Source organism: Massilia sp. Root335, from assembly GCF_001425685.1.
In the GTDB taxonomy this organism is placed as follows: domain Bacteria; phylum Pseudomonadota; class Gammaproteobacteria; order Burkholderiales; family Burkholderiaceae_D; genus Telluria; species Telluria luteola.
In genome coordinates, this window is sequence record NZ_LMCY01000029.1 from 41,610 (window position 1) to 57,973 (window position 16,364).

General features: G+C 67.7%; 15 protein-coding genes. 11 read left to right on the plus strand and 4 right to left on the minus strand.

Features of this window, described 5'->3' with window-relative positions:
• Positions 1–363 precede the first annotated feature (363 nt).
• From ASC93_RS17260 to pcp, 3 genes are read left to right on the plus strand one after another with little or no spacing between them, the layout of a single operon-like run.
• Positions 364–1,065 carry a DUF969 domain-containing protein gene (locus ASC93_RS17260; protein WP_056444812.1) on the plus strand — a complete coding sequence of 234 codons (702 nt, stop codon included), beginning with the start codon at positions 364–366 and terminating at the stop codon, positions 1,063–1,065.
• A complete protein-coding gene (locus ASC93_RS17265) occupies positions 1,062–2,018 on the plus strand; it encodes a DUF979 domain-containing protein (protein ID WP_056444815.1) in 957 nt (318 codons plus the stop codon). The genes ASC93_RS17260 and ASC93_RS17265 overlap by 4 nt, the downstream gene beginning before the upstream one ends.
• Before the next feature lie 7 nt (positions 2,019–2,025).
• Complete coding sequence (gene pcp / locus ASC93_RS17270) at positions 2,026–2,697, plus strand: pyroglutamyl-peptidase I (protein WP_056444818.1); 672 nt, start codon at positions 2,026–2,028, stop codon at positions 2,695–2,697.
• A 9-nt stretch (positions 2,698–2,706) separates the two neighbouring features.
• On the opposite strand, the gene ASC93_RS17275 is transcribed toward pcp, so the two are convergent.
• Positions 2,707–3,585 carry a LysR family transcriptional regulator gene (locus tag ASC93_RS17275; RefSeq protein WP_056444821.1) on the minus strand — a complete coding sequence of 293 codons (879 nt, stop codon included), beginning with the start codon at positions 3,583–3,585 and terminating at the stop codon, positions 2,707–2,709.
• A 122-nt stretch (positions 3,586–3,707) separates the two neighbouring features.
• Between ASC93_RS17275 and ASC93_RS17280 the strand changes: the two genes are divergently transcribed.
• A complete protein-coding gene (locus ASC93_RS17280; protein ID WP_056444824.1) occupies positions 3,708–4,682 on the plus strand; it encodes an MBL fold metallo-hydrolase in 975 nt (324 codons plus the stop codon).
• A 4-nt stretch (positions 4,683–4,686) separates the two neighbouring features.
• Here the strand turns inward: ASC93_RS17280 and ASC93_RS17285 are convergent, their stop codons facing one another.
• From ASC93_RS17285 to ASC93_RS17295, 3 genes are read right to left on the minus strand one after another with little or no spacing between them, the layout of a single operon-like run.
• The gene (locus ASC93_RS17285) at positions 4,687–5,589 is read right to left on the minus strand and encodes a LysR family transcriptional regulator (RefSeq protein ID WP_056444827.1); all 903 of its coding nucleotides are present in this window, start codon (positions 5,587–5,589) and stop codon (positions 4,687–4,689) included.
• A 16-nt stretch (positions 5,590–5,605) separates the two neighbouring features.
• Positions 5,606–6,526: a pseudouridine-5'-phosphate glycosidase gene (locus ASC93_RS17290; protein WP_056444830.1), complete on the minus strand. Its 921-nt coding sequence runs from the start codon at positions 6,524–6,526 to the stop codon at positions 5,606–5,608.
• 2 nt (positions 6,527–6,528) lie between these two features.
• Positions 6,529–7,650 (minus strand): carbohydrate kinase, encoded by a 1,122-nt coding sequence (locus ASC93_RS17295; protein ID WP_056444833.1) that lies wholly within the window; start codon positions 7,648–7,650, stop codon positions 6,529–6,531.
• Positions 7,651–7,855: 205 nt separating this feature from the next.
• On the opposite strand from ASC93_RS17295, the gene xapA reads away from it, so the two are divergent.
• The 7 genes from xapA (at position 7,856) to ASC93_RS17330 (ending at position 16,195) form a co-directional block, all read left to right on the plus strand.
• Positions 7,856–8,701, plus strand: coding sequence for a xanthosine phosphorylase (xapA, locus tag ASC93_RS17300; RefSeq protein ID WP_056444836.1), 846 nt, complete (start codon positions 7,856–7,858; stop codon positions 8,699–8,701).
• Between the two features lie 107 nt (positions 8,702–8,808).
• Positions 8,809–10,002 carry a phosphopentomutase gene (locus ASC93_RS17305; protein ID WP_056444838.1) on the plus strand — a complete coding sequence of 398 codons (1,194 nt, stop codon included), beginning with the start codon at positions 8,809–8,811 and terminating at the stop codon, positions 10,000–10,002.
• Positions 9,999–10,955: a deoxyribose-phosphate aldolase gene (deoC, locus tag ASC93_RS17310; RefSeq protein WP_056444841.1), complete on the plus strand. Its 957-nt coding sequence runs from the start codon at positions 9,999–10,001 to the stop codon at positions 10,953–10,955. Before ASC93_RS17305 ends, deoC begins: the two co-directional genes overlap by 4 nt.
• A gap of 21 nt (positions 10,956–10,976) precedes the next feature.
• Positions 10,977–13,355 (plus strand): aldehyde dehydrogenase family protein, encoded by a 2,379-nt coding sequence (locus ASC93_RS17315; RefSeq protein ID WP_368854539.1) that lies wholly within the window; start codon positions 10,977–10,979, stop codon positions 13,353–13,355.
• A 133-nt stretch (positions 13,356–13,488) separates the two neighbouring features.
• Positions 13,489–14,811, plus strand: coding sequence for a thymidine phosphorylase (gene deoA / locus ASC93_RS17320; RefSeq protein ID WP_056444847.1), 1,323 nt, complete (start codon positions 13,489–13,491; stop codon positions 14,809–14,811).
• Positions 14,812–14,930: 119 nt separating this feature from the next.
• Complete coding sequence (locus ASC93_RS17325; protein ID WP_056444850.1) at positions 14,931–15,335, plus strand: cytidine deaminase; 405 nt, start codon at positions 14,931–14,933, stop codon at positions 15,333–15,335.
• 116 nt (positions 15,336–15,451) lie between these two features.
• Positions 15,452–16,195: a DUF2076 family protein gene (locus tag ASC93_RS17330; RefSeq protein WP_056444853.1), complete on the plus strand. Its 744-nt coding sequence runs from the start codon at positions 15,452–15,454 to the stop codon at positions 16,193–16,195.
• The last annotated feature ends 169 nt before the right edge of the window (positions 16,196–16,364 follow it).

A 16,364-nucleotide genomic window follows, 5' to 3' on the forward strand; every position in this document is an offset into this window, starting at 1 on the left:
TGGTACAGCGAGCAATTCAGACAATGTTGTTACCGTGTCACTCGGCGCGGCGCCTCCTAGGAAGGCTAACGGAACGCTGATAACAATAATGAGGCAACCCATGGTAAGCGACAAAAGTTGCAAGCTGGCTACAATTACTCGGTCTGGTTTCATTTTTATGAGTGTACAAACTCAACGTCGATCGGAAAGTGACGGACTGCTTGTTGCCGATCTCCGCCGTTCAGTGTACGTCAACTAGCGATCATGGATAGCCGAAGTGAGTCAGCCTAAGGCAGCCGTTGCTCCGGGTGCAAGCAAGGGTTCTGTTCGGCGTTCTTACCCGTGAGGTAAGATTCCGCACGCACCCACAACCGCTGGAGACTCATGCAATCCGCTGTCAACCTGTGGCCGCTGCTCGGCATCGCCGCCGTCGCTGCCGGATTCCTGTTGCGCGCCAATCCGGTGCTCGTCGTGATCGTGGCCTGCGGGGTGACCGGCTGGGCCGCGCACCTGCCCGTGGTCCACCTGCTGGAATCGCTCGGCACCGCGTTCATCAAGACCCGCAACCTGCCGCTGATCCTGCTGCTGCCGCTGGCCGCGATCGGCCTGCTGGAACGGTTCGGCCTCAAGGAGCACGCGCAGGCCAGCATCGCGCGCATCCGTGCGGCCACGACGGGGCGCCTGCTGACGGTGTACCTGCTGGCGCGCGAAATCGCCGCCGCGTTCGGCCTGACGAGCCTGGGCGGCCATCCGAACATGGTGCGCCCCCTCGTCGCGCCGATGGCCGAAGCGGCGGCCGAAGCGCGCCACGGGCAGTTGCCGGAACCGCTGCGCCAGCACATCCGCGCGATGAGCGCGGCCACGGACAACGTCGGCCTGTTCTTCGGCGAGGACGTGTTCGTCGCGTTCGGCGCCATCGTGCTGATGCAGACCATCCTCAAGGCCGAGGGCCTCGACGTCGATCCGATCCGGATGGCGCTGTGGGGCATCCCGACCGCGGTGACGGCCTTCGTCATCCACGCCTGGAACCTGCGCCGGCTCGACGCGCGCATCCGCCGCGAGGCGGTGCGCGAGGTTGCCCCGTGATCGTCTCGCTCGACTTTTTCTATGTGCTGGTCGGCCTGCTGTTCGCGGCGACGGCCGTCATGACCGTGCGCGACGAGACCAATCCGCGCCGCTTCACGACGGCGCTGTTCTGGGGCCTGTATGCGCTCGTCTACCTGCTGGGCGAGCGCCTGCCGCCGGCCGCGGCGGGCGTGCTGATGATCGCGATGGCCCTCATCGCCGGCTGCGGCCTCGTGCGCCCCGGCAGGGCAAGCGTCCTGCCGGAAGAGGCCAGGTTATCCAGCGCGGCGCGGCTGGGCAACCGGCTGCTCGTGCCGGCGCTGGCGATTCCCGTCGTGACGATGTTCGGCTCCGTCGTGCTCAAGGACGTCCACGTCGGCCTCGCTGTCCTGCTGGACCGGAACAACCTGACGCTCGTGAGCATGGGCTGCGGCAGTATCGTCGCGCTGGCGCTCGCGTGCGCGCTCACGCGCGCGACGCCGCTGCAGGGCGTGCGCGAGGCGCGCCGGCTGATCGACGCGATGAGCTGGGCCGTCGTGCTGCCGCACATGCTGGCCGTGCTCGGGCTGCTGTTTGCCGAGGCGGGCGTGGGCAAGGCCGTGGCCCACGTCGTGACCAGTTATCTGCCGCTCGATTCGCGCCTGCTGGCCTGCGCCGCGTTCTGCGTGGGCATGGCATTATTTACCGTCGTGATGGGCAACGGCTTCGCCGCGTTCCCCGTCATCGCGGGCGGCATCGGGATTCCCGTCCTGGTCGGGGTGTACCGTGCGAATCCGGCCGTGATGGCGGCGATCGGCATGTTCAGTGCCTATTGCGGCACGCTGATGACGCCGATGGCGGCGAATTTCAATATCGTGCCGGCGGCGCTGCTCGACCTGCCCGACAAGAATGCCGTGATCAAGGCCCAGTTGCCGACCGCGCTGCCGCTGCTGGGCGCGAATATCGTTTTGCTGTACTTCCTGATGTATCGATGAGGCGACCATGACCGCACCCACCCCCCAAGCTTCCGCCAAGACCGTCCTGCTGACCGGGTTCGAACCCTTCAACGGCGCCACCATCAACCCGTCGTGGGAAGCCGTGCGCGCGCTGGACGGCTGGTCCGGGCCAGGCTTTTCCGTCGTCGCGCGCCAGCTGCCGTGCGTGTTCGGCAGCGCGCGCGACGTCCTGCGCGACGCCGTCGCCGGCGTCAGGCCCGACATCGTGATCGCCGTCGGCCAGGCTGGCGGCCGCTCCGAGATTTCGCTGGAGCGCGTGGCCATCAACGTCGACGACGCATCCATCCGCGACAACGCAGGCAGCCAGCCCGTCGACACGCCCATCGTGGCGGACGGGCCGGCCGCGTATTTCAGCACGCTGCCCGTCAAGGCCATCGTGAAAGCGCTGCGCCTGCGCGGCTTTCCGGCCGGCGTGTCGCAGACGGCCGGCACCTTCGTGTGCAACCACGTGTTCTATGGGCTGATGCACGCCGCGGTGGGACAGCCGCTGAAGGCCGGCTTCGTCCACGTGCCGTTCCTGCCGGAGCAGGCCGCGGACCGGCCGGAGCGGCCGCCGTCGATGGCGCTGCGCGATATCGTCGATGCGCTGCGCATCGCGGTCGAGGTGGCGGTCGTCACGGAGGCCGATACGCAAGAGGCGGGCGGCGCGACGCATTGACACCGCGGGTCACGGGACGGCGCGCGCCACGTCCTCGATCACGTCCATCAACCAGTGCAATGCCGCGTCGTCGTCGCGCCGTGCATGCCACCCCATCGAGACGGTGAAGCGTTCCAGCGTGACGGGCACCGCGCTCGACGCCAGCAGGCCCGCCGCGGCCCAGCGGTCGGCCAGCACCTCCGGGACCGTCGCCACGATGGCGCTCGCACCGAGCACGCCGGGCACCGACGAGAAGCGCGGTGTCGTATAGCGCACCTCGCGGCGCAGCCCGAGCCCGGCCAGCACCGCGTCGGTCGGGCCCTCGACGGCGCCCCTGTAGCTCACCAGCAGGTGCGGCACCGCGACGTACTGCGCCAGCGTCACGTCGCCCTTGAACGGCAACTGGCGCGGGTCGTAGACGCAGCGGAATCCCATCTCGCGCAGCGTCCGCTGGTGCTGCCAGCGCGGGCCGGGACGCATGGACGCCACGCCGAGTTCGATCTCGTCCTTGTCCAGCATGTCGCTGATGGCGAACGGATTGCTTTCCTTGAGCACGATGCGCACGCGCGGCGCCAGCCGGCGCACGCGTGCGAGCAGGGCCGGCACCAGCCAGTGCTCGACCCAGTCCGGCATGCCGACGATGAACAGCCGCTCGGCGCTGGCCGGGTCGAAGGCCGGCGGTACGGTGATCGCCTTTTGCAGCATCGTCACGGCCGGCGTGATGGCGGCTTCCAGTTCGAGTGCACGCGGCGTCGGTTCCATGCCGCGCGTGCCGCGCACGAGCAACTCGTCGCCGAACAGCTGGCGCAGGCGCGCCAGCGCACCGCTGACGGCCGGCTGGCCGAGGAACAGTTTGTGGGCGGCGGCAGACACGCTGCGCTCGCGCATCAGTACGAGGAACGTCACCATGAGATTCAGGTCGACGCCTCTGAAATCATTTTCACTGATTCCCATAATCTAGATAATCGATTTGATTGATGTAGTGCGCTATTGGATCATGGATGCATCGTTCAACGCCAGAGGAGTCCACCATGACCAAGCTTTCGCAAATCCTGCCACCCCTGTTCCTGACCGCCTCGGCGCTGCTGGCAACGCCTGCCTGGCTGCCGGCGGCGCACGCTGCCGCGCCCCAGGTGCGCACCCAGGCGCCGGGTTTTTATCGTGTCCTGCTCGGCGACGTCGAGATCACCGCGCTGTCGGACGGCACTGTGACCATCCCGCTCGACAAGCTGTTGACGGGCACCGGCGCGGCCCACGTGAAAGACGTCCTGGCCAGCCACCATCTCGGCACGCAGGTGGAGACGTCGATCAACGCATTCCTCGTCAACACCGGCAAGCGGCTGGTGCTCATCGACACCGGAGCCGGCACCAGCTTCGGGGCGCACGGCGGCCACCTGGCGGACAACATCCGCGCCGCCGGCTACCGGCCGGAAGACGTCGACACCGTGCTGCTCACGCACATCCACGGCGATCACTCGAACGGCCTGACGGTCGACGGCAAGGCCGTGCTGCCCAATGCGGAAGTGGTCGTGGCGAAGCACGATGCCGACGCCTGGCTCGATCCGGCCAACCGCACCAGGGTGCGTCCGGAAAGCGTCCACGTCATCGACGAGGCGTTGGCGGCGTTCGCGCCTTACCGGCAAGCGGGCCGGGTCCGGACCTTCGACGGTCCCGGCGAGGTGGTGCCCGGCATCCGGGCGGTGCCGGCACCGGGGCATACGCCGGGCCATACCATGTACGAACTGACGGCCGGCGGCCAGACGATCCGCTTCGTGGGCGACACGCTGCATGCGAAGGACGTGCAGATGGCTGAACCGCAGGTGACGATCCAGTTCGACGAAGACCCGAACGCGGCGCGGCGCCAGCGCGCCGCCGTGTTCGCGGATGCGGCCGCGCGCGGGGTCATCGTGGCCGCGGCCCACGCGCCGTTCCCCGGCCTGGGCTACATCGAGCGCAGCGGCAGCGGCTATGCGTGGGCGCCGCTGAACTACAGTTCCCTGCGCTAGCGCCTTACTCGCCCGCGGGATTCAGGATCTTGAGGAACGCCCGCACGACCGGCGCATCGTCCTGCGTCGGATAGGTGATGTACAGATTGGCCGACGGCGGGTTCGTGCGCACCGGCAGGAAGCGCACGCCCGGCCAGCCGATGCGGCTCGTCGTCGACGGCATCAGCGCCACGCCCAGTCCCGCGCCGACCATCGCCAGCAGGGTCTGCGGCTCGGCGGCCTCCTGGAAGATCGTCGGCTGGAAGCCCGCGTTGACGCAGCACTGGATCAGGTAGCGCGGCTCGGCCGACTGGTCCAGGTGCAGGGTCAGCATGGGTTCGTGCGCGATGTCCATCAACTCGATGGCGTCCTGCTGCGCCAGCGGGTGCTGCGCGTTCATGGCCACGCACACTTCCTCGCGGAAGCACAGTTCCTGGCGCAGGCCGGCGTTCCTCAGCACGTCTTCGTCGATCCTGGGCTCGCGCCAGAAACCGACGTCGATCTGGCGCCCGCGCAGCGCGTCCCACTGGTCGTTCGGCCCCAGTTCGTGGATGGTCCACGTCACGCGCGGGAACTGGCTCTGGAACTGTTCCAGCAGGCCCGGGATCGGCCCCCACATCGCCGAGCCGACGATGCCCACGCGCAGGCGGCCCACCTCGCCGCGGTCGATCTGGCGGATCGTGTCGATGGTCATGCGCATGCGGCCCAGCAGGTCGGCCGCCTCCTGCATCAGCGCCTTGCCGGCGACGGTCAGTTCGAAGCTGCGCGTCGTGCGCGCGAACAGGCGCACCCCGAGCTCGCTCTCCAGCTTCATGATCTGCTGCGACAGCGGCGGCTGCGATATGTGCAGGCGTTCGGCGGCGCGGCTGAAGCTTTTTTCTTCGGCCACCGCCAGGAAGTATTTCAGTTGCTTCAGGTCGATCGACATAGGGCCTCGCTCGTCGTCAGGCGCGTGCCGTGCCGTGCAGCGCCACCGCCAGGCGGGCGCCGGCGAGGGCGTTGTTCTTCACCAGCGCGATGTTGGTGGCGAGGCTGCGGCCGCCCGTCAGGTCCTTGATGCGGGCCAGCAGGAACGGCGTCACGGCCTTGCCTTTCACGCCTTGCGCGCTGGCCTCGCCCAGCGCCTGGGCGATGATGCCGTCGATCTCGTCGTTGCGCATTGCGGATTCCGCCGGCACCGGATTGCTGACGACGACGCCGCCCGTGAGCCCCAGCTGCCACTTGGTGCGGATGAAGCGGGCCTGCTGCTCCGGCGTGTCGAGCTGGAAGTCGGCGTCGAAACCGGAGTCGCGCGTGAAGAACGCGGGAAAGCCGGGCTGGCCGACGCTGACCACCGGCACGCCGTGCGTCTCCAGGTATTCCAGCGTGAGGCCGATGTCGAGGATGGATTTCACGCCCGCGCACACGACGGCGACGTTGGTGCGCGCCAGTTCCTGCAGGTCGGCGGAGATGTCGAAGCTCGTTTCCGCGCCGCGGTGCACGCCGCCGATGCCGCCCGTGACGAACACCTCGATGCCGGCCAGCGCCGCGCAGATCATCGTGGCGGCGACCGTCGTCGCGCCCAGCTTTTTCTCGGCCAGCACGTAGGCCAGGTCGCGCCGGCTCACCTTCAGCGCGTCCGGCGCATTGCCCAGCCGTTCGAGCTGGCTGTCGGCCAGGCCCACGCAAATTTTGCCGTCGATGAGGGCGATGGTTGCCGGTGTCGCGCCGGCGTCGCGGATCACCTGCTCGACCTCGCGCGCCGTCTGCACGTTCTGCGGATACGGCATGCCGTGCGAGATGATCGTCGATTCGAGCGCGACGACGGGCTTGCCGGCCGCGCGCGCGGCCTGCACTTCGGGGGAAAACTGGAGGAAGGCTTGCATGTTCAGTCCTGTGGAAGCGGATGTTCGGTTGAAACGGCGGCGAGGCTGTCCGGCCCCAGGCCGGGGTGCACGGTCTCGGGCACGCCCAGCGTGAGGGCCGACAGATGCAGCCCGCGCCGGCAGGCCAGCACGAGGTCGTCGGCACCGTCGTCCTGCACGAGCGACCAGCAGACGGCCGCGGCGAACGCGTCGCCGGCGCCGGTCACGTCGACGACGTCGGCAGGCACGGCGGGCAGGTCGACGATCCGCTCGCCCGCGGTGGCGAGGACGCCGCGCGCGCCGCGCGTGACGACGAGGTCGCGCGCGCCCTGGGCCCGCACCTCGCGCATCGCCTGTGCGATCGCGGCATCGTCCGCGAGCGGACGCCCGACCCGGGCCGCCAGCTCGCCGGCGTTCAGGATCAGGAGACGCACGCCGGACAGGTCCGCGGGCAGGCGCGCCATCTTCGGTTCGGACACGGCCACCAGCACGAGCGGCGTGGCGTGGCGGCGGGCCTGGACGGCGAGGGCGGCGACGGTGTCCCGCGGCAGGTTCAGGTCGGCCACGACGAGGGCGGCGCCCGCGAGCTGCGCCTGGCGCGCGTCGACGAAGGCGGGAGCCAGGCGGTCGTACAACGCCATGTCGGCCAGCGCGACGACCATCTCGCCGTCGCGGTCCAGCACGGCCGTGTACGTGCCGCTGCAGCAGCCGGACAGGCGCAGGGCGCCGCGCACGTCGATGCCGAGATCCTCGGCGTGGGCGAGCAGGGCAGTGCCGGAAGTGTCGGCGCCGATGGCCGTCAGCAGCGCGACCGTCGTGCCCAGCCGGGCGAGGTTCTCGGCGATGTTGCGCGCCACGCCGCCGAACGATTCGCTCTGGCTGGCCGGGTTCGACGTGCCCAGCGCGAGCGCGCCGGTCGAGCGCAGCTTGCGGTCGAGGTTCGCCGCACCCACGCACACGACGGGGCGGTGGTCCGGCAGCACGTAGGCGCGCCCGAGCAGCCTGCGCTCGCGGATCAGGCCCGCGATATAGCCGGCGACGGCCGAGCGCGACAGGCCCAGCTCGTTGGCGAGCTCTTGCTGCGAAATGAACGGGTTCGCGCGGATGGCCTCGTACAGCTGTTGTTTCTTGGACGATTCGGTCACGATGGTAAATGGGTTAAACTTTTGTTTTTCATCTTAAACATATGTTTGGTCGAGGTCAACGTGTGTGCGGAAAGTCTAGCGCGAATTTATTCTGCGAAGATATAAATCGAACAGAAAAATGGTATTTGCCAACACAATCGACATTCATGCATAGTTGCCACATTTCGGTGCAGCCGCCGGCCCAATTCTCGATCAGAGCGCGACAATGACTACTCACTCCTTCAGCAACACTCCCTTCGAAGCCGCCGATGTCATCCGCGCCCGCAAGCCGGGCTTCACGCCGCGCGTGGCCCTGATCCTCGGTTCCGGCCTCGGCGTGCTGGCCGAGCAGATGACGGATGCGGTCGCGATCAGCTATGCCGACCTGCCGGGCTTCCCGATCAGCACCGTGCACGGCCACGCGGGCGAGCTGGTACTGGGTACGCTGGCCGGCGTCCCGGTCGCGTGCATGAAGGGCCGCGGCCACTTCTACGAAGGATATGGACCGGGCGTGATGACGTCGGCCGTGCGCACGTTCAAACTGATCGGCTGCGAACTGCTGTTCGTGACGAATGCGGCAGGCTCGCTGCGTGCCGAAGTGGACGCCGGCAGCGTCGTCGTGCTGACCGACCATATCAACCTGCTGCCGGGCAGCCCGATGGCCGGCCCGAACGACGAACGCTTCGGCCCGCGCTTCTTCAGCATGGCCAACGCGTACGACGCCGGCATGCGCGACCTGGTCAAGGCCACGGCGGCCGAGAAGAACATCACGCTGAACGAAGGCGTGTACCTGGCCTGCCCGGGCCCGAACTTCGAGACGGCCGCCGAAATCCGCGCGTTCAAGGCGCTGGGCGCGGACGTCGTCGGCATGTCCGTCGTGCCGGAAGTGATCGCGGCGCGCCACTGCGGCCTGAAGGTCGCGGGCATGTCCGCCATCACCAACCTGGCCGAGGGCCTGACCCCGTTCCCGCTGTCGCACGAGCAGACGCTGAAGTATGCTGCGATTGCGGCCACGGATATGGTCGCGCTGATCCACGGGTTTATCGAACGACTGGGACAAACGGCTCAATAAACACGTCGTCCCCGCGCAGGCGGGGACCCAAGTACCGCATGCGTTCCGATAACGCGTGCAAATTGGCCCCCCGCCTGCGCGGGGGCGACGGGACAAGGGATAACTTTATGTCACGCGCATTCATCCTCCTGCTGGACTCCTTCGGCCTCGGTGCCTTGCCCGATGCCGACAAATACGGCGACGCGGGCGCCAACACCCTCGGCCACATCGCGAAGTGGGCGCTCGATGCGGGCAAGCCGATGGCGCTGCCGAACCTCGAAGCGATCGGCCTCGGCGCCGCCGCGCACAAGGCGAGCGGCGCATGGCCGGCCGGCTTCGACAAGCGCGACGGCTTCACCGGCGCGTGGAGCGTCGCGCGCGAGCGCTCGACGGGCAAGGACACGCAGAGCGGCCACTGGGAAATCGCCGGCGTGCCCGTGCTGTTCGACTGGGGCTACTTCCCGAAGACCGTCCCCACGTTCCCGCAAGCGCTGACCGATCAACTGGCCGCGATCACGAACGTGCCGGGCTGGCTGGGCAACTGCCACGCATCCGGCACGACCATCATCACGGAACTGGGCGACGAACACGTCGCGACGGGCAAGCCGATCATCTATACGTCGGCCGACTCGGTGATGCAGATCGCCGCGCACGAGGAACACTTCGGCCTGGAGCGTTTGTACGCCGTGTGCGAAGCCGCGTACGAACTGGTCAAGCCGTACAATATCGGCCGCGTGATCGCGCGTCCGTTCACGGGCGCCAACGGCAACTACAAGCGCACGAGCAACCGCCACGACTACGCCGTGCCGCCCGTCGCACCCACGTTGCTCGACCACGTGAAGGATGCGGGCGGCGAGGTGATCGCGCTGGGCAAGATCAGCGACATCTTCGCGGGCCAGGGCGTCACGCAACTGATCAAGGGCGCCGACAACATGGCGTTGTTCGACCGCCTGCTGGAAGTGGCCGATACCGCGCCCGATAAATCGCTCACGTTCGTGAACTTCGTCGACTTCGACATGCACTTCGGCCACCGCCGCGACGTCGCCGGTTATGCGAACGCGCTGCACGAGCTGGATGCGCGCCTGCCGGACTTCGTCGGCAAGCTGAAAGAGGGCGACCTCGTCGTCATCACGGCGGACCACGGCTGCGACCCGACGTGGCCCGGCTCCGACCACACGCGCGAACACATCCCGATGCTGTTCTTCGGCCCGGCCGCGCCCGCGCGCGAGCTGCCCGTGTCCGACACGTTCGCTGACATCGGCGCCACGCTGGCGCACCACCTCGGCGTCCAACCCCTTGCCAACGGAACCGCTTTGCTATGAGCCCGAACCTGGATTTTCAACGTAACACGGCCATCGAGCTGGACCTGGGCTGGATCAACCACCTGAAGGTCAACCGCAACGCCGCCGACCGCCGCGCCGCCAGCCTGGCGAACCGCCGCACGGTCAAGAAGGAGTACCAGGCCGCGTGGCTGATCCGCGCCATCGAGTGCATCGACCTGACCACGCTGTCGGGCGACGACACGCCGGGCCGCGTCGAGCGCCTGTGCCGCAAGGCCATGCGCCCGCTGCGCGCGGACCTGATGCAGGCATTGGGCCTCGACAACCTGACGACGGGCGCCGTGTGCGTGTACCACGAGATGATCCAGCCGGCCGTGCACGTGCTGCAGGGCCGCCTGCCGATCGCCGCGGTGTCGACCGCGTTCCCGGCCGGCCTCTCCAGCCTGGAAACGAAGATCCGCGAGATCGAACTGTCCGTGGCCGCCGGCGCCACCGAGATCGACATCGTGATCACGCGCCAGCACGTCCTGACCGGGAACTGGCAGGCGCTGTACGACGAGATGCTCGCCTACCGCCAGGCGTGCGGCGAGGCGCACGTGAAGGCGATCCTCGCGACGGGCGATCTCGTCACCTTGGAGAACGTAGCAAAAGCATCGTGGGTCTGCATGATGGCAGGCGCCGATTTCATCAAGACATCGACCGGCAAGGAAGGTGTGAATGCGACCATTCCCGTGTCGCTGGTGATGGTACGCGCGATCCGCGAGTACTACGAACGCACCGGCTACAAGGTCGGCTACAAGCCGGCCGGGGGTGTGTCCTCCGCCAAGACGGCACTCCAATACCTGACCGTGATGAAGGAAGAGCTGGGCAACGAATGGCTGCAGCCGCACCTGTTCCGCATCGGCGCATCGAGCCTGCTGACCGACATCGAGCGCCAGCTCGAACATTACGTCACCGGCAGCTACTCGGCGGCCCATCGCCACGCGCAACCTTGAACCGACAACGGATGATTCGCCATGCCCACAATTAAAGAGATTCTTCAGACCATGGATTACGGCCCCGCACCCGAGAGCACCAAGGAAGCGCAAGCGTGGCTGGAGTCGCATGGCCGCCGTTTCGGCCTGTTCGTCGACGGCGCCTGGACGGACGCGAACGAGACCTTCGGCTCGTTCAACCCCGCCGACGGCAGCGAGCTGGCGCAGGTGACGCAGGCCGCACAGGCCGACGTGGACCGCGCCGTCGATGCCGCGCGCCGCGCGCAGCCGGGCTGGGTCGCCATGGGCGGCCACGGCCGCGCGAAGGTGCTGTACGCGCTGGCGCGCCTGCTGCAGAAGCATGCGCGCCTGTTCGCCGTGCTGGAAACCCTGGACAACGGCAAGACCATCCGCGAGACGCGCGACGCCGACCTGCCGCTGGCCGCCCGCCACTTTTATCACCACGCCGGCTGGGCCCAGCTGCAATCGGAAGAATTCGCGGACTACCGCGCCGTCGGCGTCGTGGGCCAGATCGTGCCGTGGAACTTCCCGCTCCTGATGCTGGCATGGAAGATCGCACCCGCGCTCGCCGCCGGCAATACCGTCGTGTTCAAGCCGGCCGAGTTCACGTCCTTGACCGCGCTGCTGTTCGCCGAGATCTGCCAGCAGGCTGGCGTGCCGGCGGGCGTCGTCAACATCGTCACGGGCGACGGCCGCGTGGGCGAGGCGATCGTCAACCATCCGGGCATCGACAAGCTCGCGTTCACCGGCTCGACGGAAGTCGGCCGCATCATCCGCAAGGCCACGGCCGGCACGGGCAAGAAACTGTCGCTGGAACTGGGCGGCAAGTCGCCGTTCATCGTGTTCGACGACGCCGACCTCGATGCGGCCGTCGAAGGCCTCGTCGATTCGATCTGGTTCAACCAGGGCCAGGTCTGCTGCGCCGGTTCGCGCCTGCTCGTGCAGGAAACCGTCTACCCGCGCTTCATCGACAAGGTCAAGGCGCGCATGCGCAATCTGCGCGTCGGCTCGCCGCTGGACAAATCGAACGACATCGGGGCGCTCGTCGACCCGGTGCAGCAGCAGCGCATCCACGGCCTCGTCGAATCCGCGCGCGCCGAAGGCTGCGAGATCTGGCAACCGGAAGCCGAGACGCCGCAAGCCGGCGCATGGTATCTGCCGACCCTGATCACGGGCGCGTCGACGTCCGCCGTCGTCGCGCAGACGGAGATCTTCGGACCGGTGCTCGTCGCGTCGAGCTTCCGCACGCCGGGCGAGGCCGTGCAGCTCGCGAACAATACCGTGTACGGCCTCGCGGCCTGCGTGTGGAGCGAGTCGATCAGCCTCGCGCTCGACGTCGCCCCGCAGATCAAGGCCGGCGTCGTGTGGATCAATACGGCGAACCAGTTCGATGCCGCGTGCGGCTTCGGCGGCTACAAGGAATCGGGCTTCGGCCGCGAGGGCGGCAAAGAGGGCATGTACGAGTACCTGATGCCGCTGGCGGAAGATGCACGTCCCGCCGCACCGGTCATCGCCGAAAAAGGCAAAGTGAAGCTGGCCGGCGGCGACAGTCCGTTCGCCGTCGACCGCACCGCGAAGCTGTACATCGGCGGCAAGCAGGCGCGCCCGGACGGCGCGTACAGCCGCGCGATCGCGGGCGCGAACGGCGAGTTCCTGGCCGACGTGGGCGAGGGCAACCGCAAGGACATCCGCAACGCCGTGGAAGCCGCGCACAAGGCGGCCGGCTGGTCGAAGGCCACTGCGCACAACCGCGCGCAGGTGCTGTACTACATCGCCGAAAACCTGGCCGTGCGGGCCGACGAATTCGCCGCGCGCATCACCGCGCAGACGGGCGCCAAGGATGCCGCGCGCGAAGTGCAGGCATCGATCGAGCGCCTGTTCTACTGGGCCGCATGGGCCGACAAATACGACGGCCAGGCGCACCAGCCGCCGATGCACGGCATTACCGTCGCGCTGAACGAACCGGTGGGCGTGATCGGCATCGTGTGCCCGAACGAGAACCCGCTGCTGGGTTTCATTTCGCTCGTCGCGCCGGCGCTGGCGCTGGGCAACCGCGTGATCGCGGTGCCGTCGGAAGCGCATCCGCTCTCGAGCACGGACCTGTACCAGGTGCTCGATACGTCCGACCTGCCGGGCGGCGCGCTGAACATCGTCACCGGCAGCCACGACGAACTGGCGCGCACGCTGGCGTCGCACTTCGACGTGGATGCCGTGTGGCGCCACGACGGGTCGGCGGACGGCTGCGCGGAAGTGGAACGCCTGGCGGCGGAATCGCTGAAGCGCACGTGGACGGGCGGCGCGAAAGGGCGCGACTGGTTCGATGCGAAGCAGGCATGCGGGCGGACGGTGCTGCAGCATGCGAGCCAGGTCAAGAACGTGTGGATTCCGTACGGCGTTTAAAGCTTGGAACCCCAAAATCCCGTCGTTCCCGCGCAGGCGGGAACCCAAGTCGTCAGCGCTGTGCCGGCGTAAATTGGGTTCCCGCCGCCGCGGGAACGACGTTTTGAAGACAGCATTTGAATCGGGATAAACTATGTTCCTCCCCCAGGAAATCGTCCGCAAAAAACGCGACGGCGGCACCTTGACCCCGGAAGAGATCCGCTTCTTCGTGCGCGGCATCCCCGACGGCAGCGTCACCGAAGGCCAGATCGCCGCGCTCGCGATGGCCGTCTACTTCAACGACATGACGATGGACGAACGGGTCGCCTTCACGCTCGCGATGCGCGATTCCGGCCAGGTGATGGAGTGGAAGTCGCTGAACCTGCCCGGCCCCGTCGTCGACAAGCACTCGACGGGCGGCGTCGGCGACGTCGTCTCGCTGATGCTCGGCCCGATGGTCGCCGCGTGCGGCGGCTTCGTGCCGATGATTTCCGGCCGCGGCCTCGGCCACACGGGCGGCACGCTGGATAAATTCGATTCGATCCCCGGCTACTGCACCGTGCCGGATCCGGAACTGTTCCGCAAGATCGTCAAGGACGTGGGCGTCGCCATCATCGGCCAGACCGCACAGCTGGCGCCGGCCGACAAGCGTTTCTACAGCATCCGCGACACGACGGCGACCGTGGAATCCGTCGCCATGATCACCGGCTCGATCCTGTCGAAGAAGCTGGCGGCGGGCCTCGACGCGCTCGTCATGGACGTCAAGGCCGGCAGCGGCGCGTTCATGCCGACCTACGAAAAATCCATCGAGCTGGCCGAATCCATCGTCCACGTCGGCAACGGCGCCGGCACGCGCACGTCCGCGATCCTGACCGGCATGAACGAGTCGCTGTGCCCGGCGGCCGGCAATGCCGTCGAGGTGCGCGTCGCGATCGACTACCTGACCGGCAAATCGCGTCCCGCGCGCCTGCACGAGGTGACGATGGCGCTGTGCGCCGAGATGCTCGTCATTTCCGGCCTCGCCGCCGGCGACACCGAAGCGCGCGCGAAACTGCAGCAGGCGCTCGATTCGGGCGAGGCGGCCGAGCGCTTCGCGCGCATGGTGGCCGCGCTGGGCGGCCCGGCCGACCTGATGGACAATCCGGATGCGCACCTGGCGAAAGCACCGATCGTCGTGCCCGTGCCGGCACCGGCATCCGGCTACGCGTCCGCGACGGATTGCCGCGGCCTGGGCCTGGCCGTCGTCGGACTGGGCGGCGGCCGCATCCGGCCGCAGGACCCGATCGACTTCGCCGTCGGCCTGACGGACCTCGTCGAGCTGGGCACGCGGATCGACGCCGGCCAGCCGCTCGCGCTCGTGCACGCGCGCACGCAGGACGCCGCCGAACGCGCCGTGCGCGAAGTGCAGGCGGCATACCGCATCGCGGCCGAACGGCCGGCGCCGCAGCCGATGATCTACAAGACGATTCGGCCTTAAGACGACAACATCAACCGTCGCTCCCGCGGAGGCGGGGGCCTGATCTTGCTCGCGTTTCGATAGTGCTGGCAGAACTTGGGTCCCCGCCTTCGCGGGGACGACGCTCCGGGGAGCTACCCATGAAATACGAAAAACTGATCGACGAAGCCCGCGCGGCGCGCGAACTGGCCTACACGCCTTACTCGCGCTTCAAGGTGGGCGCCGCGCTCGAAACCAGGGATGGCCGCGTGTTCCGCGGCTGTAACGTCGAGAACGCGTCCTACGGCCTGTGCAACTGCGCCGAGCGCACGGCGTTCTTCTCTGCCATCGCCCACGGCTATGCGCCGGGCGACTTCGCGGCGCTGGCCGTGATCGGCGACACGGATGGTCCCATCGCCCCGTGCGGCGCCTGCCGCCAGGTGATCCTGGAACTGGGCGGCAACGACCTCCCCATCGTGCTCACGAACCTCAAGGGCGACGTGCTGGAAACGACGGCCGCCGCGCAATTGCCGAACGCGTTCGGCGGCTGGGACCTGAAGCAGTGAGCCTGGCGGGCGATTCAGCGCCCGTTAAGCCAACCGGGTTCGGATGCTGGCAAACTTGAATTCAGGGACACGCCCACAACATGTGGGCTATCCGGTCATTCAAAGGAGCAGACGTCATGAGCCCGCAAGATTCGCAGATGTTGAACGATTTCCTGAACCAGCTGGTCCAGGCACATGGCATCCAGAAGGACCCTGAAGCGGATGCCCTGATCCAGCGCGCGGTCGCCCAGCAGCCGGACGCCGCCTATCTGCTGGTGCAGCGCGCCTTGCTGCTTGACCAGGCGCTGAAGAATGCCAAACAGCGCATCGCCGGCCTGGAGAGCCGGCTGGACCAGCAGCATTCCGGCCAGCAAGGTAGCGGCGAATTCCTCGACGCCAATTCCTGGGGCAATAGCGGCAGGACGCAACCGGCCCAGTCCTACCAGCGCGACACCCAGCAGCCTTATCAATCCCAGCCGCAATATCAACCGCAGTATCAGCCGCAATATCAGCCGCAGTACCAGTCGGCGCCGTCGTCCGGCTTCTTGCGGGGCGGTTTCGGCGGCACGCTGGGCTCGATCGCGGCGACGGCGGCGGGCGTGGCGGCCGGCGGCTTCCTGTTCCAGGGCCTGGAAAACATGTTTGGCCACCATGGCGGCGGCAACCGCCTGCTGGACAGCGACGATCCATCCAACAACCTTTTCAACGACCAGTCCGGCAGTTCGCTGGCCGACCAGGCGGGCGTCGGTGATGTCGACCGGGTGCTGGACAATGGCGCGTCGTCCGAAGGATTGTTCGACAGCAGCGTCGACAATGGCAGCCTGGACGGCGGACAGGGGTTCTTCGACGGGGATGGATCGGACGAAGGGTTGTTCAGCTGAGCTTGGTTGCCGGCACGGGCACTCACGCCGCGCCCGCGCAAATTACGTCGCACCCGCGCAAATTACGTCGCACCCGCGCAAATTACGTCGCACCCGCGCAAAATTACGTCGCCCCCGCGCAGGCGGGGGCCCAAGTTCAGCGTCCCGACTGCTCGAGCAAATTGGGTTC